Origin of the sequence: Rhodococcus sp. ARC_M5, assembly GCF_022810405.1 — a bacterium.
In the GTDB taxonomy this organism is placed as follows: domain Bacteria; phylum Actinomycetota; class Actinomycetes; order Mycobacteriales; family Mycobacteriaceae; genus Rhodococcoides; species Rhodococcoides navarretei.
Map to the genome: position 1 here is coordinate 355,196 of NZ_JALGQE010000001.1, position 24,087 is coordinate 379,282.

The window sequence follows — 24,087 nt, forward strand, 5'->3', positions numbered from 1 at the left end:
CCACTACTGCGTACAGCGACCTCCCCCCGAGGCCGCGTGGACGACAGGCTAACGCATCGAAGACCGAGCGGTCCACAGGTGCACTCATGGTCTCGCGCGGGGGACCTCAGGGCTGCGAGAAATAGAACGGCGTCCGACGCCGTTGCACCGAAAAGCGGCTCTTCGGCCGCGTGCTCGACGAACGAAAGGCTGGGCCCCGACCGTGTCCGTACCCCTGTCCATCCTCGATCTCGCCCATGTGGGCGAGGGCGAAACAGTCCGCGACAGCTTCGACGCCAGCGTGACACTCGCGCAGCACGCCGAGAACTGGGGGTACCGACGGATCTGGTACGCCGAGCACCACAACATGAAGACCATCGCGTCGTCGGCCACGTCGGTTCTGATCGGGCACGTCGCAGCCCATACGCAGCGAATTCGGCTGGGATCCGGCGGAATCATGCTCCCCAATCACGCGCCGCTGACCATCGCCGAGCAGTTCGGCACCTTGGCAACGCTGTACCCGGGACGAATCGACCTGGGGCTCGGTCGCGCACCCGGCAGCGATCAGGTGACGATGCGGGCGATGCGTCGCGACCCCGCGTCCGCAGACCGCTTCCCGCAGGACGTCCAGGAACTACAGGGCTACCTGTCGGCGGAATCTCTCGTCCCAGGAGTGAACGCGACGCCGGGAGCCGGCACCGAGGTACCGCTGTACATCCTCGGCTCGTCGCTGTTCGGTGCCCAACTCGCCGCGGCACTCGGCCTTCCCTACGCCTTCGCGTCGCACTTCGCGCCCGACGCGCTCGAGCAGGCGGTCGAGATCTATCGCCGTGACTTCCGCCCGTCGGCGCAGTTGTCGGAGCCGCACCTGATCGTCGGTGTCAACGTGATCGCGGCCGATTCGCTGGCCGACGCTCAGGCACAGTTCCTCCGCACCAAGCGCAGCCGCGTCAGCCTGCTGCTGGGCCGGGGCCGAACCTTCACCGACGAGGAAGCCGACATGGTTCTGGAGGCACCGGCGGGCCAACAGATCGCGAAGATGACCAAGTACTCGGCAGTGGGAACACCGGACATGGTGAGGGACTACCTCGACCGATTCGCCGAGCGAACAGGCGCGGACGAGCTGATCGTCGCATCCGGTGTGTCCGACCGCGCGTCGTGGCTGCGCTCGTTCGAGTTGCTCGCACAGGTGAGTGACCTCGTTCCTGCCTGAGCACCGGCGATCGCCTGTCGCCGCGATGTCGTAGGGTTTGCACACCGATGCCCATTGGGGCGGGCATCGGTACAACCGCACGCATCCGGGGGGATCTTCATGACACGTGCCGAGAGCCGTCCATCGGCCGGTATCGCGCCGTCGCGCATTGCACCTACTGCTCCGACGGAATCGAATGCCGTCGGTGATGCCGGTCGGCGCTCGTCCGGCACGCACTCAGTACGTGCGCAGGAAGTCTGCCGAGTGACGGTGCTGGCGAGGTCGACACAGGTGGACATGGCGCTGCCCGTGGACGTTCCGGTCTCGCTCCTCGTTCCGGGGATCATCGACATGATTGCGGGAGTGGAGCCCGCGGAACGACCCGGGAGAGCGGGAGTGGAGCCTGCGGCCGGGGGTGCTTCGGAGGGGTTGCCCGTGGCGTGGACCCTCGCGCGGATCGGCTTCCCACCGCTGTCACCGACGTCGACCCTCGCCGAGTTGTCCGTGCGCGACGGTGAGCTGCTCGTGTTGGGGGTCGCCGAGCGGCCCGTGCCGGTTCCGCTCTTCGACGACCTCATGAATTCTGTTGCGCTGGCAGGCAGTGACGACGTGTCGCAGTGGACGGCAGGTACTGCGCGAACGGTGGGTTCGGTCGTCACCGGCTCGCTCGTGTTGCTGGCGTGTGCAGTCGTGTTGGGCGGGCCGATCCGGGCCGGGGCCGCGAACACCGGCAACGTCGTCGAAGGACTCTCGGCAATCACCGCGTCGATCCTCTTCGCGATCACGGGGATGATTCTGGGGCGGGCGTATCACCAACACGCAATCGCTGTCCTCTTCGGTGGATGTGCAGTAGCGCTGATGTTCACCGGCGGAACTCTGTTGGTACCCGGGCAGTTCGGTGCGGCTCAACTGATGCTGGGTTCTGCCATGGCGGGCGCGACAGCCCTGCTGTCCCTGCGTATCGGCGGATCCGGTTTCGCACTGTTCACTGCCGCGATCGTGTCGGCACTCCTCGTGTTCGTCGCCACGGTATGCACGCTGTTCACGACGATGCCGCTACCGTCGATCGGCACTGCCGCTGCTCTCGTCGGGCTCGCGGGAATCGCGCTGTCCGCTCGCGTGTCGATGATGCAGGCCGGGTTGCCGCTTCCGGCGGTTCCCACCGCAGGAGCGCCGTTGGACACGGTCGAGGAGGCCGAACTCGACGCGATCTCGTTCGCCGATCTGCAGGTGGCCGCCGCTCGGGCTCGCAGCTGTCTGACCGGTCTGTTGCTGGCGTTCACCACCGCCGTGGTTGCGGGAGTTCTCGTTGCGGCGGCAGCCGATTCCGGAGGTGGCGTCCCATGGCCCGCGGTGGCGCTTGCGGCGTTGTGTGCGCTTGTGCTGCTCCTACGCGGTCGTACCTATGCGGTGGTGACGCATGCGGTTCCGCTGGTGGCCGGCGGAACGACGATCCTGCTGGCGCTGCTCGTGGGTGCCGTTGTCGCGCTCCCGGACGACGCTCTCGCGCTCTTCGGTGTGGCTCTGGCAGGAGCCGTGACAGCGTCGATCTTCGGCGCTCTCGTGCCGACCCGAACGTATTCGCCGGTGATGCGGCGATCCGCCGAGCTGCTCGAGTACGCCACCATTGCCCTGGTCATCCCGATCGCAGTGTGGGTCTGCGGTCTGTACAGCGTCGTCCGCGGGTTGTGACACCGCGCAGGCAGCGATGGATCGTCATCGCGGGGGTCACTGCACTCGCCCTGGCGTCGAACGCAGTCATCGGTGTGTCCCCGGCGTTTGCCGAACGTCCTGTGATCGACCCGGCGCAGCTGCCACCCCCGAGTTCGCCCGGTCCGCTCGAACCCACTGAGCAGAAGAATGCCTGCGCCCTTCCCTCCGAGGCCATCGACGCCCAGGAGGTGCCGACTGCGCAGGAGACGCTCGACTTCGCGTCGGTCTGGCCCATCACCCGCGGGGCAGGACAGCTGGTTGCCGTCATCGACACCGGTGTCACGTCTCATCCACGTCTCACCGGTCTGACGTCCGGCGGCGACTACGTGAGTAAAGCTGACGGCTTGTTCGACTGTGATGCGCACGGCACGATGGTTGCCGGTCTGATCGCGGCACAGACTGCACCGGGGAGCGGCTTCGCCGGCGGCGCACCGGACGCACGCATCCTGTCGATTCGGCAGTCCAGCAATGCATTTCAGATCGTCGACAACAGACCGGAGGAAGAAAAGGCCGCCGAGCCGGAGAATGCCGCCGGCTACGGCAACGTGCGCACGATGGCCATGGCGATCCGGACTGCCGTTGACTCGGGAGCAACGGTCATCAACATTTCCGAGGTGGCCTGCGTGCCGGCGGGAGGCGGCGTTGCCGACGGTCCACTCGGTGCCGCGGTTCAGTACGCCGTCCGGGAGAGAAACGTTGTCGTCGTGGCCGCAGCGGGCAACGTCGGCAGCGCGGCCTGCCGGACACAGAACCCGATGACCGACCCGGTCCGACCCGGCACGGATCCGTGGGCCTCGTTCGGAACCATCGCGACTCCGGCGTGGTTCGACGACGTCCTGACGGTCGGTTCGGTCGAGTCGGACGGAACACCGTCCCCGTTCAGCCTCGCCGGTCCGTGGGTCGACGTTGCCGCCCCGGGGTCGAACATGACCTCGCTGTCGTCGACGGGCAACGGACTTGCGAACGGTGTTCTGGGCACCGACGGTGTGCTTCCCATGTCCGGCACGAGCTTTGCGGCACCGCTGGTCGCGGCCGTCGCGGCGCTGGTGCGCGCCCACCGGCCCGAGCTGTCCGCCCTGGAAGTGGTGGACCGGATACAACGAACGGCGCACGCGCCCGCCGAAGGATGGAACCCTCTGGTCGGTCACGGCGTCGTCGATCCGCTCGCAGCAGTCACCGATCTCGTGACGCCCGCTCCGCGTGCGGTCCTTGCGGACAGTGTTGCGTTGAGTGCGCCGCTGCCACCGCCCGCACCGGATCACCGTCCGCGAACAGCAGCGGCCACCGGTTCGATGCTGGTGGCGGTGGTCCTGGCGCTCGGACTCGCCCTGTCGATACCGCTGCGTCGACGCGGTCCGCCCCAGTGAGACACCGTTACTTGGTCGGAAGTGCCGCAGCCTCCGGGTCCGGGGCAACCCCGTCGTGCATCGTCAAGGCCTGACCGCGACCGAGGGTGGGTCCGTTGCCGAGCAACTGCAGCATCTGCCAGGGTGCAGGAGCCGGTGGTCCGAACCCGAGCGCCGACGCGGCCTCGGGGCCATCGACTCCGTACCGAACTCCGGTGTCGGCCACGAAGAAGACGCTGCCTTGACGGGTGCTCGAGGTCGAGATGCCGGTACTGCGCACGAACCCACCGCTGCCAGGTGCGAGGTAAGCCTGATCGACGGCGTCACCCCCACCGTCCGCCTGAGCCAGTGCAACCGGTTGGGCCCCGGACTCGAGCGGCAACGCGCGGCCTGCCGACTCGACCACTCGAGCCGACGGTCCGCCGTCGGCAACGTCGAGAGGCTCCCACGTCAGGCAACCGACGGGGCGCTCACCGGCATCGACGATCGAGGGCGTCGTATCCGGAAACGTCGACACCGCCAGTCCCATCGATGTCTTGGGAGCACCTGCGAGTACGTCGGGATTGACGGCTGCGATGTCCGGGCTGCCTTGCGAATCGGTGAACTTGATGAGCAGTGCAGCAGTTTCGTTGATCGCCTGAATACCGTCCTCGAGCACCACGTAGTGCTGGACGTCGCGACCGGCGACCTTGACGACCGAACCGATCGTTCGACCGCCGAACGGGAACGAGGGTGCCTCGCCCGCTCGGGGAATGAACGGTGCCGCGACAGGCGGCGACGCAGGCACGGAATTGAGCAGACCGGCACTGACCGGAGACGGTCTGGCGTCTTCGAGTCCCAGTGCGCGGACCACCGCCCTGTTGTTCAGGTCGACCGGCGATTTGGTGCCGTTGTGCACCAGGTAGGCGGTGCCGCCGGAGGTCCACAGGAACGCCTCGGACTCGGCGAGCGCAGCCTCGTTGTCACCGTAGTGAGGGCTACCCACCAGGACGGTCGTGGTGGTCACTCCTGCGATCGGGTCGACGGTATCGCAGACTGTCCACGTCGCGGCAATGCCGTCGCCGTCGTGCGGCAGAGCAGACGGTGCCCCGGGAATGCCCACCAGCGCGCCGCGAGGTCGTGACGCGAGCTCGGATTCCTTGACCGTCAACGGTTCGTCGGGCGCGCCGACGATCAGCCGAGCCGACGCGAGATTGAGCACCGGGTGGAACACTTCGTCCACCTTCACGAACATCGCGGCCGAATCCTTGCCGACCACGATCGTGGCGTCGCCGATCTTGTCCTGGGGCCGAAACAGCGCCAACGCAGCGCATCCCGCCAAACCGATGCAGGCGATCACGACGCCCACCAGGAGCGCCCGCGACTGCGACTTCATCGGATCGTGCAGCATCCGGGCATCGCGCCTGATCAGCGCGTGTTCCATTCGGCGCACCAGAAAGCGGTAGCCGCCAACCTGCCACTTCGTTGTCGGCGTCGACGCCACGATTCCCCCCAGGATTGCTGACGACCCGATCCCCACTCGGGTCACGCGACACAGTACAGTTCGTCCGCACACCTCGGCGACCGCGTTGGCGGCGATCGACGGCACTGCGACCTTCGGGGGGAAGGTTTCGATGACCCGTACGAATTCCACAGGGCGCGGGCGGCCCGCCGTTCCGTTCGTCACGCCCACAGTCCCACGCGTGATCGCGGCCGAGGCAGCAGCGGTGGCAACGAGTCTTGCTTTGTCTACAGCGCAGGTGCCCCTGACGTGGGCACTGCTCGCGGCTGGTGCGGTAGCGCTCGTTCCGTTCGTCGCCGTCCGGCGCAGACCCGTCGTGCACTGGATGCGGGCCATCTGGCGGTTCCTCGCCGATCGCTCTCCGGCGGCGGGCGTCACCACCGAACACGTCGACCGTGCCGGCCGGCCGGTCGGCGTTCACTGGCAGCGCGACACCGTCACCTGCACCATCGAGCTCCTGCCGCCACAGCACGCCACCACTGTCCTCGGCCGGGCGAGCGCCGAGACGCAGCACGTACTGGCCGTCGACGCGTTGGCGTCGTGTCTCCGGCAACACGACATCGAAATACGTTCCATCGACGTCATCGCACTCGGATTCCGCAGCGCGCCGGGTTCGATCGCCACCGAGGTGTACGAGGGTCTCATCGGTCCGCTACCGGCGGTCGCGGACCGAACGGTGTGGGTGGCAGTCACGCTCGATCTGCGCGCCAATGCTCGGGCGATCGATGTCAGAGGCGGCGGCAGAGCAGGTGCTGCTCGCACGGCCGTGGTGGCGAGCACGCGCATTCAGCGCGCTCTTCGGGCGCACGGGCAGTACTCGAAGTTGTCGACGGGCGCCGAACTTCGATCTGCTGTGCTGGCCATGTGCCGGGGCGTCAGCAGCGAGGATCTGACACAGACATGGTCGACGGCACCCTTGCCCGGTGTGTCGAGTACCGGTTTCGGAATCGATTGCAGCGCAATCACTGCCGAGGACATCTCGACTCTGTGGGCGACGTCGTCCCTGGGGACCACGATGTCGTTCCGGCTGCAGCCGGCCCGCGATACCGACAAGGTGCGGGTCTCTGGATCGTGCCGATTCGTCACCCGAACTGCGCCGGCCCGGCCTCGTGTTCGCGCGTTGACCTCGATGAGCGGCAGCCAGCGAGACGGGATGTTCGCGCAACTCCCCCTGGCGATTCCCGCCCTCGACTCACTGTCTCCCTGCACAGTTCTCGATGTCTCGACGTTGAACGAGTTGGTGCTTCCGATCAGCGGTTGCGGCCAACTGGTGGGATCGGACGCCCGCGGAAACGGTGTCGCGGTCAGGTTGTTCGGCCCGGGACTGGCTCGGGTTCGGATCGCCGGGGAGCTCTATCTCGCTCAGCAGCTACTCTTCCGTGCCGTCGCCACCGGGGCCAGGGTCATCGTTCGGACCGACCGCCCACATGCCTGGCGCGCACTCCTGGACGCGATGAACGCTCCCGATCGACTTCTGGTCGTCGACGGCAACGACTCCCGATCTCGCTCGGCCTACGACGTGATTCTGATCGACTTCGCCCACGGCTCGGCACCGCCTCCGCAGCAACAACTTTCAGGTATCACCGTGATGACCTTGACCGAGCATGCGCCGCAGAGGGGCAGCATTGAGCAGGAGCAGGGCCCGCCAACATCGGAGCCGGATCTGACGATCATCCAACCTCACGCGTCTGGTGATCGAGTTCGAGTTCGATCCGGTCCGGTCGATGTCGAGTTGACGCTGGTCACGATTCCACAGGAGACGGCGTTCATCGGTCGACCCCGAAGCCTGCGTCCTGCGGTCCGTGCCTGACTCGACCTCAGCCGGGATAGTCCGTGCGCCGGCGTGCGCCGGCCCACCACTCGATTTGATCGAGCAGTCGACCGAGGGCATCGACGGCAGCCGGATCGTCGATACCACCCTCGCTGTCGAATCGCTTCCGTATCCGGTGCAGCGATACGGCGTCCCGGACGGAGACCATGTGCAGTTCGGCGGTGATCTGCCGTAGTTGTTCGGTGGCCCGGATACCTCCGCCGAGCCCGCCGTAGGACACGAATCCCACTGGCTTTCCTCGCCACTCGTACTTGACCGTGTCGAGCGCGGTCTTCAGCGCACCGGGTACGCCGTGGTTGTACTCGGGCGTGACGACCACGAAGGCATCGGCAGCGCCGATGGTCCTGGTGAATCGTTCGGAGTTCTCGCACGGGACGAGGGAATTGGGTAACTCGAAATCGGCCAGGTCGACGTCGACCACCTCGACGGTGCTGCGCTCGGCGGCGATACGTCGTACCCAGGCCGCGACGGTCGGTCCCACTCGACCGGCGCGCACACTACCGACGACGATCGCGAGCTGTATCGGCTGCATCGCTCCGACACTAGACCCGGGAGCGCTCGGTCAGCCCTCTCCCCCACAGCACTGGTCGTCAGTGATCGCCGACCGCACTTCTCGGGTGGCCACGTTCCGGGCGGCCAGTTCGTCGGCCGGCGGATAGTCGACGCCAACCAGAGACAGGCCATGTGCCGGAGCCACCGTCACCTCGCTCGCTCTCTCACGGCGAGTCAACAGCGACCGCGCCCAGTCGGGAGTTCGGCGACCTTCCCCCACGGCCTGCATGGCACCGACGAGGCTACGGACCATGGACCAGCAGAATGCGTCGGCGCTGACGTACGCGGTGAGGCGATCGCCGCTGCGCTCCCAGTCGAACCGCTGCAGTTCCCGAACGGTGGTGGCACCGTCACGTCGTTTGCAGAACGCGGCGAAATCGTGCAGACCGATCAATTCTGCGGATGCCTCCCGCACCGCGCCCAGATCGATGGGCCTCGGCCAGGAGACGACACCGGCGACGTCGAGGGGGTCGACGCCGTAGAGCGCCGTGCCGAATCGATACTCGTAGTGCCTGCGGTACGCCGAGAACCGCGCGTCGAAATCGCGGGAGACGGTGCTGATGGCCCGCACTCGAACATCGGTGGGCAGAAACCGGGCCATTCGCCGGACCAGTCTGTCGTGATCGACCGGAACGTCGATGGCATCGAAGTGAGCCACCTGTCCCGTCGCGTGGACTCCGGCGTCGGTTCGCCCCGCCACGGTCAGCTCTATCGGTTGCCGCAGCACTGTGGAGAAGGCTTCTTCGAGCACTCCGCAGACGGTGCGGATACCCGGTTGGCGCGCCCATCCGGAGAAGTTCGTGCCGTCGTAGGAGATGTCGAGCCGAAATCTGGTGGGTACCGAAAAAGCGGGCCCGCCTTCCCCTGAGGGAATGGCGGGCCCGCTTCGATCGTGCTCGGAGCTCAAAAGGACTAGTCCTTCTTTGCTTCCTCGGCCTCGGGGGCGTCCGACGCGTGTGCGTCGTTGTCCTCGATGCCGTCGATGACTGCGTCGGCGTTGGCCACCTCGGCGTCGGTCGCGTCGGCTTCGACAGCCTCGACGACGTTCTCGTCGGTCGCGTCCTCGGCCGGAGCCTCGGTTGCGGCGGGAGCAGCCTTCGATGCCTTCACGCGGCGTGCGCGATCGGCTTCGTTGGACACCGTCTGCTCGTTGACGAGCTCGATGATGGCCATCGGCGAGTTGTCACCCTTGCGGGGGACGGTCTTGATGATGCGCGTGTAGCCACCGTCGCGATCGGCGAAGAAAGGCCCGATCTCGGCGAACAGCTTGTGCACGACATCTTTGTTGTTGATCGTCTTGAGTACCTCACGACGATGCGCCAGATCACCCTTTTTGGCGTGGGTGACGAGCTTCTCGGCGTGGGGACGAAGGCGCTTGGCCTTCGACTCGGTGGTGGTGATGCGGCCGTGCTCGAAGAGTGACGTCGCCAGGTTGGCCAGGATGGCCTTCTGGTGCGACGCCGACCCGCCGAGACGGCGGCCCTTGGTGGGCTTGGGCATGATGAATCTCCTAGTAAGAGCTCCAGCGAGCTGATTACAGCTGTTCTGTCTCGGCGTAGTCCTGCTCGGCACCTTCGGTATCACTGAAGGAGCCGGCGTCGGTGTCACTCCACGTGCCCGTGGTGGCGTCGTAGCCAGGCACGGTGCTCGGATCGAACGACGCGGGGCTGTCCTTGAGGGAGAGGCCGAGCGAGTGCAGCTTGACCTTCACCTCGTCGATGGACTTCTGCCCGAAGTTACGGATGTCGAGCAGATCGGACTCGGTACGACCAACCAACTCGCCGACGGTGTGAACACCCTCGCGCTTGAGGCAGTTGTAGGACCGGACGGTGAGGTCCAGATCCTCGATGGGGAGTCCGAAGGAAGCGATGTGATCGGCCTCGGCGGGCGAGGGTCCGATCTCGATGCCTTCTGCTTCGACGTTCAGCTCACGGGCGAGGCCGAAGAGCTCAACCAGGGTCTTGCCCGCCGAAGCGAGCGCGTCCCGCGCGGTGATGGAATTCTTGGTCTCCACGTCGAGAACGAGCCGATCGAAGTCGGTGCGCTGTTCGACGCGGGTGGCCTCCACCTTGTAGGTGACCTTGAGCACGGGCGAGTAGATCGAGTCGACCGGAATACGGCCGATCTCGGCACCCGATGCCTTGTTCTGGACGGCGGGGACGTAGCCGCGACCGCGCTCGACGACGAGCTCGATCTCCAACTTGCCCTTGTCGTTCAGGGTCGCGATGTGCAGATCGGGGTTGTTCACCGTGACGCCGGCCGGAGGCACGATGTCGCCTGCGGTGACAGCGCCTGGGCCCTGCTTGCGGACGTACATGGTGACCGGTTCGTCTTCTTCGGAGCTCACCACGAGGCCCTTGAGGTTCAGGATGACGTCGGTGACGTCTTCCTTCACTCCGGGGACGGTGGTGAATTCGTGGAGGACGCCGTCGATACGGATGCTGGTGACAGCAGCGCCGGGGATCGACGACAGCAGGGTGCGGCGGAGCGAGTTGCCGAGTGTGTAACCGAAGCCGGGCTCGAGCGGCTCGATGACGAATTTCGAGCGATTGTCGGCGATGACCTCTTCGGTCAACGTCGGGCGCTGTGAAATGAGCATTGTGTGTTCCTCCTGTACGGGCGTCCGCTATTTGACGCCCACGTGTGGAGGCGAAGACGCATGTGAGCCTCGCGGGGAGACTCACATGCGTGCTGCGCCTTACTTCGAGTAGTACTCGACGATGAGCTGCTCCTGGAGCGGCACATCGATCTGTGCGCGCTCCGGCAACCTGTGCACCAGGATGCGAAGACGGTTGGGCACGACCTGCAGCCACGGGGCGACGGGACGGTCGCCGTAGCTTTCGCGGGCGATCTGGATCGGCAGTGTCTGCGCGGACTTCTCGCGGACGTCGATGATGTCGTACTGCGAGACGCGGTAGCTGGGGATGTCGACGCGCTTGTTGTTCACCAGGAAGTGACCGTGCGTGACCAGCTGACGGGCCTGACGACGCGTACGTGCCAGTCCGGCGCGGTACACTACGTTGTCGAGCCGACTCTCGAGGATCGTCAGCAGGTTCTCGCCGGTCTTGCCGACGGTCCTGTTGGCTTCCTTGTAGTACAGACGGAACTGCTTCTCCATCACGCCGTAGGTGAAGCGAGCCTTTTGCTTCTCCTGCAGCTGGAGCAGGTACTCGCTCTCCTTGATCCGCGCGCGACCGTGCTGGCCGGGCGGGTAGGGACGACGCTCGAACGCCTGGTCGCCTCCGACGAGGTCGACGCGCAGACGACGCGACTTGCGGGTGATAGGACCGGTATAACGTGCCATTTTCTAAACCTTTCCTTCCCGCTAGACCCGACGCCGCTTGGGCGGACGGCAGCCGTTGTGCGGCTGAGGGGTGACATCGGAGATGGTGCCGACCTCGAGGCCAGCGGCCTGAAGCGAGCGGATAGCGGTCTCACGGCCGGAGCCGGGACCCTTGACGAAGACGTCGACCTTCTTGACGCCGTGCTCCTGTGCCTTGCGCGCAGCGTTCTCGGCTGCGAGCTGTGCGGCGAACGGAGTCGACTTGCGCGAGCCCTTGAAGCCCACGTGTCCCGAGGACGCCCACGAGATGACGTTTCCGGCGGGGTCGGTGATCGACACGATCGTGTTGTTGAACGTGCTCTTGATGTGCGCAGATCCGTGCGGAACGTTCTTCTTGTCCCTGCGACGCGTCTTCTGCGCCTTCTTCGGACCGGTACCGCGTGCTTTGGGGGGCATTACTTCGCCTTCTTCTTGCCGGCAATGGTGCGCTTGGGTCCCTTACGGGTACGCGCATTGGTCTTGGTGCGCTGCCCACGAACGGGCAGACCACGACGGTGGCGAAGACCCTGGTAGCAGCCGATTTCGATCTTGCGGCGGATGTCGGCCTGGACCTCGCGGCGCAGGTCGCCCTCGACCTTGAGGGACTCGTTGATGTAATCGCTGAGCTTGCGCAGATCGTCGTCGCCGAGATCCTTGCTTCGCAGGTCGGGGCTGACGCCCGTCGCTGTGAGGATTTCCTTGGAGCGGGTACGGCCGACGCCGTAGATGTAAGTCAGTGCGATCTCCATGCGCTTTTCGCGCGGCAGATCCACACCTGCGAGACGTGCCATGTGGCATTTCCTTTTCTTGTCCGGAGGTCTGCTCCCAGTCCGTCCCCTGTGTCCTTCTCACCACTCGGGTGCGAAGCGTCTTTCAACCAACTCAGTGGGGCCCCGGCCTCCGTGCCGGGGGTATGCCGCAACGCGTGTGTCGCGGTTGGTGCTGGGAGGTCATCTTCTAGCTTTTGCCAAGCCGACGTGCGAAATGCTCGGTGGTTATCCCTGACGCTGCTTGTGACGCAGGTTGTCGCAGATCACCATGACGCGTCCGTTACGACGAATCACCTTGCACTTTTCGCAGATCTTCTTGACGCTCGGCTGAACCTTCACGTCGTTGATCTCCTGTGTGTAGCTCGGCCCCGCTGCGTGCAGTGGCCCCGAGCATGGTTCTCCCCGACCGGACGTGGCCGGGGAAGCTCTTACTTGTAGCGGTAAACGATGCGTCCACGCGTGAGGTCGTAGGGCGAAAGCTCTACCACGACGCGATCCTCGGGAAGGATGCGGATGTAGTGCTGACGCATCTTTCCGCTGATGTGAGCGAGCACCTTGTGGCCGTTTTCGAGCTCAATGCGAAACATCGCATTGGGCAGCGGTTCGACAACTCGGCCCTCTACCTCGATAGCACCGTCTTTCTTGGCCATATCCTCCGCGATCCTGGCTCTCACGCCTGGTTGATTGCATCTGTTTCCGTTACCGTGATGCCCACTGACCGACCCGAGTGAACGAGACGGCGTGTCGCCGGAACAGCTCGCGGGCCATCGAGGCACGCAAACATCCGGTACGCAGGACGCACCGTCGATCTATGTTACCGGCAAAGACCCGGGGGGCCAAATAAGTGTGCGCTGCCTAGGTTGACCTGCATCGCAGCGCGGTGACCGCGTCAGAGGGGCAGCTCACAGTCGAAATCTCAGGGACGCAGCGTGAGGATCCGCGGCCCGTCCTCGGTGACGGCAACGGTGTGTTCCCAATGCGCGGACCTGGACCCGTCGGTGGTCACGACCGTCCACCCGTCGTCCAGGATGTCGGTGTCGTACGTACCGAGAGTCAGCATCGGTTCGATCGCGAGGGTGGATCCGACGACCAGCTCCGGTCCTTTACCGGGCGCGCCTTCGTTCGCGAGGAAAGGCTCCATGTGCATTTCTCGGCCGATGCCGTGACCGCCGTACCCGTCGACGATTCCGTACGTGCGGCCGTGCGCCTGCTCGGCCGCGTGGGTTCCGGATTCGATGGCGTGTGACACGTCGGTCAGCCGGTTGCCGGGAAGCATCGCGGCGATACCGGCTTCCATCGAAAGCCTCGTCGCCTCACTCAACATCGCATCGGCCTCGATGATGTCGCCGACACCGAATGTCCACGCAGAGTCTCCGTGCCAACCGTCGAGCACCGCCCCACAGTCGATGGACACCAGATCACCTGCGACCAAGAGTTCGTCCGCCGATGGAATGCCGTGCACCACACGGTCGTTCACCGAAGAGCAGATACTGCCGGTGAAGCCGTGGTAACCGAGGAACGACGGCACGGCACCGGCGTCACGAATGACCGCCTCGGCCACTCGGTCGAGCTCGAGTGTCGACACACCGGGTACCGCCGCTGCCCGGACGGCAACCAAAGCAGCGCCGACGACCGCGCCGGCCGCAGCCATGGCGTCGAGTTCGCCGGCACTGCGGAACGGCACGACCTTGCGTTTACGGCCGAACGCCATTACTTGCCGTGGTCCTCGATGGACTTCAGCGCGCGAGCGTTGACCTCGTCCACCTCACCGATCGCGTCGACCGTGACGAGTTGACCCTCGTAGTAGTCGAGCAGAGGAGCAGTCTCGTCCCGGTACACCTTGAGTCGGTTCCGGATGACGTCTTCCTTGTCGTCCTCGCGTCCGCGCGAGAGCATGCGTTCGACGACGACGTCCTCGTCGACCACGAAGGACAGTACGGCGTCGAGCTTCGCGTCGAGATCCGCCAGGATGCCGACCAGTGCCTCGGCCTGACCCACCGAACGGGGGAAGCCGTCGAGCAGGAAGCCGTTGACGGCGTCCGGCTCGGCGAGACGACTGCGGACCATGTCGATGGTCAGCTCACTGGGAACCAGGTCGCCTGCATCGAGGTACTTCTTCGCTTCGAGTCCGAGCGCCGTCTTCTCACCGATGTTCGCGCGAAACAGGTCGCCGGTCGAGATGTGCGGAACGCCCAGCTTCTCGGACAGGAGGACGGCTTGGGTGCCTTTGCCGGCACCGGGGGGACCGAGCAGAACAAGTCTCACTTGAGGAACCCTTCGTAGTTACGCTGCATCAGCTGGCTTTCGATTTGCTTCACGGTGTCCAGGCCGACGCTGACCATGATCAGCACGGCGGTGCCACCGAAGGGGAGGTTCTGTCCTCCACCCGAACTACCGATGTCGAGGAACAGGTTCGGGAGCACGGCAATGGTGCCCAGGTAGACCGCTCCCGGCAACGTGATGCGACTGAGGACGTAGTTCAGGTAGTCGGCGGTCGGCTTGCCCGGACGGATGCCGGGGATGAAGCCACCGAACTTCTTCATTTCGTCAGCGCGCTCTTCGGGGTTGAACGTGATCGCCACGTAGAAGTACGTGAAGAAGACGATCAGACCGAAGAAGATCGCGATGTAGACCGGGTTCGCGGGGTTCACCAGGTACTCGTTGATGATGCGCTGCCACCAACTCGGATCGACCGCGGTGCTCGCAGACGTGAGCTGGGCGATGAGGTTCGGCAGGTACAGCAGCGAGGACGCGAAGATCACCGGGATGACGCCGGCCTGATTGACCTTGAGCGGAAGGTACGTGGACGAGCCGCCGTACATCTTTCGACCGACCATGCGCTTGGCGTACTGGACGGGAATTCGACGCTGCCCCTGCTCGACGAAGACCACGCCGGTGATGATCAGGAACGCTGCGAAACAGACGAATCCGAACACGAGTCCGCCGCGGCTCTCGAGGATCGAGTTGCCCTCGGACGGGATACGCGAGGCGATTCCGGCGAAGATCAGCAGCGACATGCCGTTGCCGACGCCGCGCTCGGTGATGACCTCACCGAACCACATGACGACGGCTGCACCTGCGGTCATGACGAGCACGATGATGACCAGGCCGAAGATGCTCTGGTCGGCGATGATGTCCTGCTGGCATCCTTGCAGCAGTTGGCCTCGTGAGGCGAGCGCCACCAGGCCGGTCGCCTGCAGGATGGCCAACGCGATCGACAGATAACGCGTGTACTGCGTCATCTTGGCCTGTCCCGACTGCCCCTCCTTGCGGAGTTCCTCGAACTTCGGGATGACGACGGTGAGCAGCTGCACGATGATGCTGGCGGTGATGTACGGCATGATGCCGATCGCGAACACCGAAAGCTGAAGGAGCGCTCCACCGGAGAACAGGTTGATCAGCGAGTAGATCCCCGCCGAATCTCCACCGGAGACCTGGTCGATGCATGCTCGGACATTGGCGTAGTCGACACCCGGCGACGGCAGCGTGGCACCGAAGCGATACAGGGCGACCAGACCGAGCGTGAAGAGGATCTTCCGTCTCAGGTCAGGAGTCCTGAGGGCCGACACGAAGGCGGAAAGCAAAGATCCTCCTGGCACGACTGCATTGACGCTGCGAGTGCTTCGTCGGGAGCGACTGCTGCTCCCGTGAGCCTCACGAGCATGGACTGCAAGCGACATGCGTCGCCCGCATCGAAACGAACTTCTGTGAACTCTAGAACTCTAACAGTGCGTATCGAACCGCCCGACGGTCAGTGTTGGACCCTGTCCGTTCGGTCGACCACGGCACGTGGTGCCGAGGCAACGATGGCCGCAGCTCAGCTGCGAGAGCTGTGGCTGCGGCCATCGTCACGAACTGCTGGTCGATGCGCTGCTAGTCAGCACATCGAACCGATGCTCATACCTCGGTTGCAGAACCGCCGGCAGCGGCGATCTTTTCCTTGGCGGAGCCCGTGAACTTGTTGGCCGAGATCTCGACCTTCACGGTCAGGTTTCCGTCGCCGAGAACCTTGACGGGCTCGTTCTTGCGAACGGCACCCTTGGCGATGAGCTCGGGGATTCCGATCTGACCGCCCTCGGGGAACAGACGCTCGATGTCGCGCAGGTTCACGACCTGGAACACGACACGGTTGCGGTTGGTGAAGCCCTTGAGCTTCGGGAGCCGCATGTGGAGGGGCATCTGGCCACCCTCGAAGCGTGCCGGCACGTTCTTGCGTGCGCCGGTTCCCTTGGTACCGCGACCTGCGGTCTTGCCACGCTTGCCACCTTCACCGCGGCCGACACGAATCTTCGTCGACTTGGATCCGGCTGCGGGGCGCAGGTGGTGCAGTTTGATGGTCATGGTTAGACCTCCTCAACAGTTACGAGGTGGCGCACCGTGTTGACCAGCCCGCGGTTCTGCGGGTTGTCCTCGCGGACGACCGTCTGGCGGATGCCCTTGAGCCCGAGAGTGCGCAGGCTGTCACGCTGGTTCGCCTTCTGGCCGATGGTGCTCTTGATCTGGGTGACCTTCAGCTGAGCCATTACTTCACCGCTCCTGCCTGTGCGCGTGCGCGCAGCATTCCGGCGGGTGCAACCTCTTCGAGGGTCAGGCCGCGGCGAGCCGCAACTTCCTCGGGACGCTGCAGACCCTTGAGGGCTGCGACGGTCGCGTGCACGACGTTGATGGCGTTGTCGCTACCGAGCGACTTCGACAGCACGTCGTGGACACCGGCGCACTCCAGCACGGCACGCACAGCGCCACCGGCGATGACGCCGGTACCGGCGCTGGCCGGACGCAACATGACGACGCCGGCTGCGGCCTCGCCCTGGATGGGGTGCGTGATGGTGCCGGCGATCATCGGGACGCGGAAGAAGCTCTTGCGAGCTTCCTCGACACCCTTCTGGATGGCCGCGGGAACTTCCTTGGCCTTGCCGTAGCCGACGCCGACCAGTCCGTTGCCGTCACCGACGATGACCAGGGCGGTGAAGCTGAAGCGTCGACCACCCTTGACCACCTTGGAGACGCGGTTGATCGTGACGACCTTCTCGATGAAGTTCGACTTGTCCGCAGCGTTGCCGCCACGGCCGTTGTCACGACGATCGCGACCGCCACCACCGCGGTTGTCGCCGCGCTGGTTGTTGTCGCCACCTGCGTTGGGGCCACTGTTCTGTCCGGCGGGGCCGCTTCCGCCGTCACGCCGTTGACGTCCCGGCATCAGGCTGTCCTTCCGTTGTCAGTCATTGTCATCATCAGAACGTCAACCCGCCTTCGCGGGCTGCGTCTGCGAGTGCCGCGATGCGGCCGCTGTAGTTGTTGCCGCCGCGGTCGAACACGACTGCCTCGACGCCGGCTGCCTTCGCGCGGCTGGCGATGAGCTCGCCGACCTTCGCGCTGACGGCCTTCTTGTCGCCCTCGAGTGCGCGAACATCGGCTTCGATGCTCGATGCACTTGCAAGCGTGTGGCCCGCGAGGTCGTCGATCAACTGCACGTGGATGTGACGCGAGGACCGGTTGACGACCAAGCGAGGACGCTCGGGCGTTCCGGAGATCTTCTTGCGAAGGCGGAAGTGACGACGTGCCTTCGACAGGCGACGCTTCGTCGAGACGTCGGTGCCACGCGGAGTGCGCTTGACGACGTTCGCCTTGTCTGCTGTTTGCTGGCTCATATCACTTACCTGTCTTTCCGACCTTGCGGCGGATCACTTCACCCTCGTAGCGGATGCCCTTGCCCTTGTACGGGTCCGGACGCCGCAGACGACGAATGTTGGCAGAGATCTGACCGACCTTCTGCTTGTCGATGCCGACAACGGTGAATCGCGTGGGCGACTCGACCGTGAACGTGATGCCCTCGGGTGCTTCGATCAGCACGGGATGGCTGTAACCGAGTGCGAACTCGAGGTCCTTGCCCTTGAGTACCACGCGGTAACCGACGCCGTGAATCTCCATCTTCGTGGTGTAACCGTTGGTGACACCCGTGATGAGGTTCGAGACGAGAGTGCGTGAGAGGCCATGCAGCGAGCGGCTCTTGCGCTCGTCGTCGGGCCGCGTGACGGAGATGGTGCCGTCATCGGCGCGAGCGATCTGAATGGGTTCGGCGACCGTCAGGCTCAGGGCACCCTTGGGGCCCTTGACCGCAACGTTCTGGCCGTCGATGGTGATATCGACGCCAGCGGGGACTGGGACCGGCAATTTTCCAATACGTGACATGGTGGTGGCCTCCCCTACCAGACGTAGGCGAGGACTTCTCCGCCCACACCCTGCTTGGCCGCCTGACGCTCCGTGAGCAGACCGGTGGACGTGGAGATGATCGCCACGCCCAGGCCGCCGAGAACCTTGGGCAGATTGGTGGATTTTGCGTACACCCGGAGACCGGGCTTGGAGACGCGTCGCACGCCGGCGAGGCTGCGCTCACGGCTCGGGCCGTACTTCAGATCGACGATGAGGGTCTTGCCCACCTCGGCGTCTTCCGTGCGGTAGTCGGAGATGTAGCCCTCGCGCTTGAGGATCTCGGCGATGTTCGCCTTGAGCTTCGAGTGGGGAAGCTTCACCTCGTCGTGGTACGCCGAATTGGCGTTGCGCAGACGGGTCAAGAAGTCTGCAATTGGATCGGTCATCGTCATGGTGTGACCTGTGCACCTTTCTCGCAGCGGTTCCCATGCAGCACGCGCGAGCTGGTGCCCCTGGATTCTCGAAAACCCGGCGGGCCTGGCTCGTCACATCGTGGGCCTACAACGAAGTGAACATGTCCTGACCGACTGTTGCCGGTCAGGGGTTGCGCTCCAAGCAGTGCATCGCTGCACTGCCAGGTGTTACGAGCTTCCGCATTTCGATGCTGACGTACGGAGAACTCGAGGTTGCGTTCTGTATTGCAAGGACTCGCGTGCAGGCACGACGAAGCCCGGGCAACCGCTCTAGTGTAGGGAACCGGGTGCCATTCTCAAAATCGATCGTGGTAGTGCTCGAGGGGCACCCCGTCGGTGAGAGGCGGCAAACACGACCTCGTTCGTCGGTTCGGTGCAGTAGCCTTCCGACATCATTCCATCGCTCCGGGGGGGGGTTCGATGCATTCAAATGGTCATTTCGAAACGGTCGGCGTCCGAACGTGGCCGGGTCCGTTCCGGAAGACGCTGTGAGAGCCGATCCGGACCGCACACGTCGAGCCGCAGCCCGAATGTCCGGTCTCGCCGATGCGCTGTGGGACGACATCGACCTCATCCGCCGTGACGCCGACGAGTTGATGGAGTCCTCCTGGACGGGCAACGCGGCCGATTCCCATGCAGTTCTGTGGGCGGAATGGGTCGATTCGGCTCGGAAGATGTGTGGCGCGCTGACCGAGGACGCTGCGCTGCTCGATCGCGTTGCAATCGACTACGCCGCAGCGGACAAGAAGATCGACGCGCACGTGATGGATTCCGGCCTGCGGTTGGACCGTTGATGGCACGCTATGTCGCCGACGTCGAGCGGATTCTCGCTCTTGTCGATCGCGCGCATGTAGTTGGAGCCACGATCGAATCCGCGATCGCCGATGTCGAGCGCGAGGTCAACGATCTCGGCATCGAATGGGAGGGCGAAGCGGCCGAGGCGCACCGCTCGAAGCACGAGCTACTCCGGCAGGAACTGAACGATACGCGAACCGCGCTCGCCCAACTCGGCACGCTGGCACGAGGCGCCCATGATCGCTACCGCGCAGCCGTGGACCACAACAAGCGAATGTGGCCCTGATGGCCCCGATCAGCGTCGACCCGGACATCCTTGCCGATGCGGCTTCCCTGTACGGCAGCGCCAAGACCATATCGAGCGGCGCGATAGCGGAACTCGCCGCGGAACTCGACCGCAACTGGGGCTGCGCAGGCACCGACAACGCCGGAAAGTCTTGGGCAGATAGTTACGATTCCGCGGCGACAACGAGAAACTGTCGCTCGGCACCTGACATAACAACGCGCCCTGACACGGCCCGGAGGTTCAGATACAAGCCTCGGGCACGTTCCAACCCTGTTCCAATGTCGTCCGTGTGACCCACGCCGCGTCGACGCCGCTCTGGACTCCACCGCAGACACGGTCAAGCGCGGGCAGCCGCTCAATTCGGCGGCGGCACAAGGGTAGCCCAGCCATTTTGCAATCCGCTGGTCCAGTTGGACACCCGACTCCCACTTCTTCGCTAACGTCGGACCATGACGGACTCGAAGGCAGTCGACATCGACCACCTCACCCACACTCTCCGCGACCGCAACATCGCGGGGGTGACCATCGGCTGGGTCGACAACAACGGGATTGTCCGATCACGCACCGTGCCCACCGCAGAATTGACCGCCGCCGCACGTCGCGGAGTCGGAGTCACCGCGGTGTTCGCGGTATTCGATTCACATGACGGGATCACATTCGCGCACGAAGGACTGTCGACGCCGTCCGGCGATGTGCGGTTGATTCCGGTGATCGAGAGCGCGTCGAGCGTGGTCGCTCTGTCCGGACAGCCGGGGCTGGCGTGGGCACACGGACGACAGCTGTCGGCGGACGGCACACCGTGGCCCTACGATCAGCGCTCAGTTCTCGATAGGCAGGTGCAGAAGGCGTCCGATGCCGGTTTCGAGGTACGGGCCGGATTCGAGATCGAGTTCGCCCTGACTCGCGAGTCGGACGGACTGTCCGCTCATCGCGGACCTGCCTACTCGGCGAACGCACTCCGCGATGTCGATCAATTCGTAGTACTGCTGCTCGAGGCGCTGTCTGCGAATGGCCTCGACATCGGGCAGATTCATGCCGAGTACGGCGGCTCCCAGCTGGAGATCGCATTGAGTCCACTCGATCCACTTGCTGCGGCCGACGCGCAGGTACTCGCGCGGCAGACCATCCACTCAGCGGCCAAAGCCCAGGGCCTGAGGGCAAGCTTCGCTCCCCTGCCCTCGTCGAGCAGTGCGGGTAACGGATGGCACCTACACACATCACTGGTTCGCGACGGTCACAACGCTCTGACCGGCGACGGAGAGTACGGACTGTCCGACACCGGGCAGGCGTACATCGCGGGCCTCGTTCGAGAACTCCCGGGACTCACTGCCATCACGGCACCGAGTTCGGGGTCGCTGCTGCGTCGTCGACCGGGCTACTGGGCAGGTGCCTTCGGGTTCTGGGGCGTCGAAAACCGTGAGGCTGCAGTGCGACTCGTACCGGCCACACCCCTTCTCGGCCCGGAACACACCAACGTCGAGTTGAAGGCATGCGACGCGTCCGCCAATCCGTATCTGGCTCTGGCCGTCACGATCGCGGCCGGCCTGGCGGGAGTGGCGGATTCGGCGCAGTTGCCGTCACCGGTGCAGGAGGACGTGGGAGGTTGGGACGATGCTCGTCGGGATGCCGCGGGAATCTCGCCGCTCGCAACGACCCACGCGCAGCAGCGCGACAACCTACTGTCGTCAGCTCTGGTCCGAGACGTGTTGGGCATGGAACTTCTGGGCGCGTTCGTCGCCTGCCGGGACGCCGATGCCACGTGGGCGGAGAGCCATACCGAGGACGAACTGCTCGAATCGTTGCGTTGGATCTACTGAGATGCTGCGCAGGTTCGCCGGGGCAACCACCATTGTCACGGAGCTCGATCATGTTCTGCCGCAACCGGATCAACTCTGCGGACCGTTCTCGGCATCGGTTGCACTGACGGCCGTGATCCGAGACGACGCACCGAACGTGAACGAACTCGCAATCGCATCGGGGTCCGCGATCTGGCCGGGAGAGATCGAGTCGGCCCGCCCTCCCGGAACGCCCCGCCTCACCGACGGGTGGGATGTGCTGCCGAGGGCCGTATCGATCGAGAAGGCCGGGACCACAGCGGCAGGTCTCGCGGCGGGCATCGAGACAGCGACCGACCAGCGCGTTGCCGTCGTTCCGATCATGACGCCCGGTGCCGAGAGACTGCGCCTGCTCCTGACCCGCCTTGCCGACGTGCAGTTCCGATTCGGCCTGGTGGCAAATGTTCACACCTCAGGATTGACCGAATTCGATTGGAGCGTGGGACATTTCGTGACGGTCTGGGGATTCGATCCAGTCGAGGACGTAGTGGCGATTGCCGACACCTACCGGGAACTCGGAGACCCGGACATGCCGCCTGGATGTAGAACCGTCTCCACCGATGCCCTCGCGTCGGCGATGTCCGAGCGTGGCCTGCTGCTGATCGTCGACAGCCAGGATCATCATGCGGCGGTGGATCTGGTCCGCTCTCTGGATCTACGACACGACGTGTGGTCGGTGTGAAAGTCAGGACCTGAGCAACGCAAAATGGGCGTGGGTTCCTGTCGGAACCCACGCCCATCAGCGTGGTGTGGTGAAGCCCGGAGGCCTCAGATCACCAGGAGCTCTTGCGAACTCCGGGAAGCTCTCCGGCGTGTGCCATCTCGCGCACGCAGATACGGCAGAGGCCGAACTTGCGGAACACGGAATGGGGACGGCCGCAGCGGTTGCAGCGAGTGTATGCACGCACCGCGAACTTCGGCTTCTTGTTGGCCTTGTTGACCAATGCCTTCTTCGCCATGGACTCAGTTCTCCTTGAACGGGAAGCCGAGGTGCTTGAGCAGCGCGCGGCCTTCTTCGTTGTTGGTTGCGGTGGTTACTACGGTGATGTCCATGCCGCGCGGACGGTCGATCTTGTCCACGTCGATCTCGTGGAACATCGACTGCTCGTTGAGGCCGAACGTGTAGTTTCCGTTGCCGTCGAACTGCGTGCCCGAGAGGCCGCGGAAGTCCCTGATTCGGGGAAGGGCAATGGAGACCAGACGGTCGAGGAACTCCCACATGCGGTCGCCACGGAGGGTGACGCGTGCGCCGATGGGCATTCCTTCGCGCAGCTTGAACTGTGCGATGGACTTGCGTGCCTTGCGGATCTCCGGCTTCTGGCCGGTGATGGCAGCGAGGTCGGCAACTGCACCGTTGATCAGCTTGGCGTCACGGGCGGCGTCGCCGACACCCATGTTGACGACGACCTTGACGATGCCGGGGATCTGCATGACGTTCTCGTATGCAAATTCGGTGTTCAGGGCGTCTTTGATCTCGGCGCGGTAGCGGGCCTTGAGGCGGGGCTGTTCGCCCGCGATGTTTTCGGTGGTAGTCATCTCAGATGTCCTTCCCGTTCTTCCGGGAAACACGAACGCGCTTGCCGGATTCTTCGTCGGTCCGGTAGCCCACGCGAGTGGGGTTTCCGTCCGAGTCGACCACTGCGACGTTCGAAACGTGGATCGGAGCTTCCTGGGTGACGATGCCGCCCGAGGATGCGCCGCGCTGGTTGGCGGAGACCGCGGTGTGCTTCTTGATACGGTTCACACCCTCGACCAGAACCTTGGAGTCAGCGGGGTAGGCCTGAATGACCTTGCCCTTGGCACCCTTGTCCTTGCCTGCGATCACGAGAACGGTGTCGCCCTTGTGCACCTTCATTTACAGCACCTCCGGGGCGAGCGAGACGATCTTCATGAACTTCTTCTCACGCAGCTCACGGCCGACCGGGCCGAAGATACGAGTTCCACGGGGATCGTTGTCCGGCTTGATCAGCACCGCAGCGTTCTCGTCGAAACGGATGTACGAGCCATCCGGACGGCGACGCTCCTTGATGGTGCGGACGATGACGGCCTTGACGACCTCACCCTTCTTGATGTTTCCGCCGGGAATGGCGTCCTTCACCGTGGCTACGATGATGTCGCCGATTCCGGCGTAGCGACGTGACGAACCACCGAGAACGCGGATGCAAAGGATTTCCTTCGCGCCCGTGTTATCAGCGACGCGTACTCGCGACTCCTGCTGAATCACTCACTTCTCCTTGACCTGGATGTACGTACGTGCCGGATTTCCGTCCCGACACGCGCGGTCGGCTGCCTGGCACGGGCGCACGAAGACACACCGCTGCCACAGGCAACCGGTCAAGTGT

Annotated in this window: 31 protein-coding genes; 8 read left to right on the forward strand and 23 right to left on the reverse strand. The window is 64.6% G+C overall.

All coding sequences use genetic code 11. From position 1 onward, the window contains the following. Positions 1 to 202 precede the first annotated feature (202 nt). The 3 genes from MTX34_RS01690 to mycP all read left to right on the forward strand — a co-directional run bounded on the left by MTX34_RS01690 (position 203) and on the right by mycP (position 4,251). Entirely contained in the window at positions 203 to 1,192 is a 990-nt protein-coding gene (locus MTX34_RS01690) for an LLM class flavin-dependent oxidoreductase (RefSeq protein WP_243594753.1), read from the forward strand. A gap of 99 nt (positions 1,193 to 1,291) precedes the next feature. Next, positions 1,292 to 2,863 (forward strand): type VII secretion integral membrane protein EccD, encoded by a 1,572-nt coding sequence (eccD, locus tag MTX34_RS01695; RefSeq protein WP_243608229.1) that lies wholly within the window; start codon positions 1,292 to 1,294, stop codon positions 2,861 to 2,863. Beyond that, positions 2,860 to 4,251, forward strand: a complete 1,392-nt coding sequence (gene mycP, locus MTX34_RS01700; protein ID WP_243608230.1) for a type VII secretion-associated serine protease mycosin — start codon at positions 2,860 to 2,862, stop codon at positions 4,249 to 4,251. The genes eccD and mycP overlap by 4 nt, the downstream gene beginning before the upstream one ends. A gap of 7 nt (positions 4,252 to 4,258) precedes the next feature. Here the strand turns inward: mycP and eccB are convergent, their stop codons facing one another. Then, positions 4,259 to 5,713, reverse strand: a complete 1,455-nt coding sequence (eccB, locus tag MTX34_RS01705) for a type VII secretion protein EccB (RefSeq protein WP_243608457.1) — start codon at positions 5,711 to 5,713, stop codon at positions 4,259 to 4,261. A gap of 199 nt (positions 5,714 to 5,912) precedes the next feature. On the opposite strand from eccB, the gene eccE reads away from it, so the two are divergent. After that, the gene (gene eccE / locus MTX34_RS01710) at positions 5,913 to 7,541 is read left to right on the forward strand and encodes a type VII secretion protein EccE (protein WP_243608231.1); all 1,629 of its coding nucleotides are present in this window, start codon (positions 5,913 to 5,915) and stop codon (positions 7,539 to 7,541) included. Between the two features lie 7 nt (positions 7,542 to 7,548). Here the strand turns inward: eccE and MTX34_RS01715 are convergent, their stop codons facing one another. From MTX34_RS01715 to rpsH, 18 genes are all read right to left on the reverse strand, one after another. Then, on the reverse strand, positions 7,549 to 8,094 hold the full coding sequence (locus MTX34_RS01715) for an NADPH-dependent FMN reductase (RefSeq protein ID WP_243608232.1): 546 nt from the start codon (positions 8,092 to 8,094) through the stop codon (positions 7,549 to 7,551). Positions 8,095 to 8,124: 30 nt separating this feature from the next. Next, positions 8,125 to 9,021 carry a tRNA pseudouridine(38-40) synthase TruA gene (truA, locus tag MTX34_RS01720; protein WP_279392714.1) on the reverse strand — a complete coding sequence of 299 codons (897 nt, stop codon included), beginning with the start codon at positions 9,019 to 9,021 and terminating at the stop codon, positions 8,125 to 8,127. Between the two features lie 5 nt (positions 9,022 to 9,026). Beyond that, the gene (gene rplQ, locus MTX34_RS01725; RefSeq protein ID WP_243594748.1) at positions 9,027 to 9,614 is read right to left on the reverse strand and encodes a 50S ribosomal protein L17; all 588 of its coding nucleotides are present in this window, start codon (positions 9,612 to 9,614) and stop codon (positions 9,027 to 9,029) included. Between the two features lie 34 nt (positions 9,615 to 9,648). Beyond that, entirely contained in the window at positions 9,649 to 10,713 is a 1,065-nt protein-coding gene (locus MTX34_RS01730; protein ID WP_243594747.1) for a DNA-directed RNA polymerase subunit alpha, read from the reverse strand. Positions 10,714 to 10,812: 99 nt separating this feature from the next. Then, positions 10,813 to 11,418, reverse strand: a complete 606-nt coding sequence (gene rpsD / locus MTX34_RS01735; RefSeq protein WP_032397528.1) for a 30S ribosomal protein S4 — start codon at positions 11,416 to 11,418, stop codon at positions 10,813 to 10,815. A gap of 21 nt (positions 11,419 to 11,439) precedes the next feature. Continuing rightward, a complete protein-coding gene (rpsK, locus tag MTX34_RS01740) occupies positions 11,440 to 11,853 on the reverse strand; it encodes a 30S ribosomal protein S11 (RefSeq protein ID WP_027496331.1) in 414 nt (137 codons plus the stop codon). Then, positions 11,853 to 12,227 carry a 30S ribosomal protein S13 gene (rpsM, locus tag MTX34_RS01745; RefSeq protein WP_008718227.1) on the reverse strand — a complete coding sequence of 125 codons (375 nt, stop codon included), beginning with the start codon at positions 12,225 to 12,227 and terminating at the stop codon, positions 11,853 to 11,855. Before rpsM ends, rpsK begins: the two co-directional genes overlap by 1 nt. 204 nt (positions 12,228 to 12,431) lie before the next feature. Next, positions 12,432 to 12,545, reverse strand: a complete 114-nt coding sequence (gene rpmJ / locus MTX34_RS01750; RefSeq protein WP_025347279.1) for a 50S ribosomal protein L36 — start codon at positions 12,543 to 12,545, stop codon at positions 12,432 to 12,434. An 89-nt stretch (positions 12,546 to 12,634) separates the two neighbouring features. Continuing rightward, the gene (gene infA / locus MTX34_RS01755) at positions 12,635 to 12,856 is read right to left on the reverse strand and encodes a translation initiation factor IF-1 (protein ID WP_005140011.1); all 222 of its coding nucleotides are present in this window, start codon (positions 12,854 to 12,856) and stop codon (positions 12,635 to 12,637) included. Positions 12,857 to 13,122: 266 nt separating this feature from the next. Further along, positions 13,123 to 13,917, reverse strand: coding sequence for a type I methionyl aminopeptidase (gene map / locus MTX34_RS01760; protein ID WP_243608233.1), 795 nt, complete (start codon positions 13,915 to 13,917; stop codon positions 13,123 to 13,125). Next, a complete protein-coding gene (locus MTX34_RS01765; protein ID WP_243594744.1) occupies positions 13,917 to 14,471 on the reverse strand; it encodes an adenylate kinase in 555 nt (184 codons plus the stop codon). Before MTX34_RS01765 ends, map begins: the two co-directional genes overlap by 1 nt. Further along, positions 14,468 to 15,790, reverse strand: coding sequence for a preprotein translocase subunit SecY (gene secY / locus MTX34_RS01770; RefSeq protein WP_032397531.1), 1,323 nt, complete (start codon positions 15,788 to 15,790; stop codon positions 14,468 to 14,470). The genes MTX34_RS01765 and secY overlap by 4 nt, the downstream gene beginning before the upstream one ends. Before the next feature lie 313 nt (positions 15,791 to 16,103). Then, complete coding sequence (rplO, locus tag MTX34_RS01775) at positions 16,104 to 16,547, reverse strand: 50S ribosomal protein L15 (RefSeq protein ID WP_032397532.1); 444 nt, start codon at positions 16,545 to 16,547, stop codon at positions 16,104 to 16,106. 2 nt (positions 16,548 to 16,549) lie between these two features. After that, positions 16,550 to 16,729 (reverse strand): 50S ribosomal protein L30, encoded by a 180-nt coding sequence (gene rpmD / locus MTX34_RS01780; RefSeq protein ID WP_008718256.1) that lies wholly within the window; start codon positions 16,727 to 16,729, stop codon positions 16,550 to 16,552. Further along, positions 16,729 to 17,403 carry a 30S ribosomal protein S5 gene (gene rpsE / locus MTX34_RS01785; RefSeq protein WP_032365630.1) on the reverse strand — a complete coding sequence of 225 codons (675 nt, stop codon included), beginning with the start codon at positions 17,401 to 17,403 and terminating at the stop codon, positions 16,729 to 16,731. The genes rpmD and rpsE overlap by 1 nt, the downstream gene beginning before the upstream one ends. Positions 17,404 to 17,437: 34 nt before the next feature. Then, entirely contained in the window at positions 17,438 to 17,854 is a 417-nt protein-coding gene (rplR, locus tag MTX34_RS01790; RefSeq protein ID WP_032365631.1) for a 50S ribosomal protein L18, read from the reverse strand. 1 nt (position 17,855) lies between these two features. After that, complete coding sequence (gene rplF / locus MTX34_RS01795) at positions 17,856 to 18,395, reverse strand: 50S ribosomal protein L6 (protein WP_243608234.1); 540 nt, start codon at positions 18,393 to 18,395, stop codon at positions 17,856 to 17,858. 14 nt (positions 18,396 to 18,409) lie between these two features. Beyond that, positions 18,410 to 18,808 (reverse strand): 30S ribosomal protein S8, encoded by a 399-nt coding sequence (rpsH, locus tag MTX34_RS01800; RefSeq protein ID WP_008718266.1) that lies wholly within the window; start codon positions 18,806 to 18,808, stop codon positions 18,410 to 18,412. Between the two features lie 509 nt (positions 18,809 to 19,317). Between rpsH and MTX34_RS25920 the strand changes: the two genes are divergently transcribed. From MTX34_RS25920 to MTX34_RS01820, 4 genes are all read left to right on the forward strand, one after another. Continuing rightward, on the forward strand, positions 19,318 to 19,623 hold the full coding sequence (locus MTX34_RS25920; RefSeq protein WP_243608235.1) for a WXG100 family type VII secretion target: 306 nt from the start codon (positions 19,318 to 19,320) through the stop codon (positions 19,621 to 19,623). Next, complete coding sequence (locus tag MTX34_RS01810) at positions 19,623 to 19,910, forward strand: WXG100 family type VII secretion target (protein ID WP_243608236.1); 288 nt, start codon at positions 19,623 to 19,625, stop codon at positions 19,908 to 19,910. The genes MTX34_RS25920 and MTX34_RS01810 overlap by 1 nt, the downstream gene beginning before the upstream one ends. A 449-nt stretch (positions 19,911 to 20,359) precedes the next feature. Continuing rightward, on the forward strand, positions 20,360 to 21,727 hold the full coding sequence (locus tag MTX34_RS01815; protein WP_243608237.1) for a glutamine synthetase family protein: 1,368 nt from the start codon (positions 20,360 to 20,362) through the stop codon (positions 21,725 to 21,727). A gap of 1 nt (position 21,728) precedes the next feature. Beyond that, positions 21,729 to 22,427 (forward strand): hypothetical protein, encoded by a 699-nt coding sequence (locus tag MTX34_RS01820; protein WP_243608238.1) that lies wholly within the window; start codon positions 21,729 to 21,731, stop codon positions 22,425 to 22,427. Positions 22,428 to 22,518: 91 nt separating this feature from the next. Here the strand turns inward: MTX34_RS01820 and MTX34_RS01825 are convergent, their stop codons facing one another. From MTX34_RS01825 to rplN, 4 genes are read right to left on the reverse strand one after another with little or no spacing between them, the layout of a single operon-like run. Continuing rightward, the gene (locus MTX34_RS01825; RefSeq protein WP_008718273.1) at positions 22,519 to 22,704 is read right to left on the reverse strand and encodes a type Z 30S ribosomal protein S14; all 186 of its coding nucleotides are present in this window, start codon (positions 22,702 to 22,704) and stop codon (positions 22,519 to 22,521) included. A 4-nt stretch (positions 22,705 to 22,708) separates the two neighbouring features. Continuing rightward, positions 22,709 to 23,281 carry a 50S ribosomal protein L5 gene (gene rplE / locus MTX34_RS01830; RefSeq protein ID WP_008718275.1) on the reverse strand — a complete coding sequence of 191 codons (573 nt, stop codon included), beginning with the start codon at positions 23,279 to 23,281 and terminating at the stop codon, positions 22,709 to 22,711. A 1-nt stretch (position 23,282) separates the two neighbouring features. Continuing rightward, positions 23,283 to 23,600 carry a 50S ribosomal protein L24 gene (gene rplX / locus MTX34_RS01835; RefSeq protein ID WP_008718278.1) on the reverse strand — a complete coding sequence of 106 codons (318 nt, stop codon included), beginning with the start codon at positions 23,598 to 23,600 and terminating at the stop codon, positions 23,283 to 23,285. Further along, on the reverse strand, positions 23,601 to 23,969 hold the full coding sequence (rplN, locus tag MTX34_RS01840) for a 50S ribosomal protein L14 (protein ID WP_032397538.1): 369 nt from the start codon (positions 23,967 to 23,969) through the stop codon (positions 23,601 to 23,603). Positions 23,970 to 24,087: the final 118 nt, after the last annotated feature.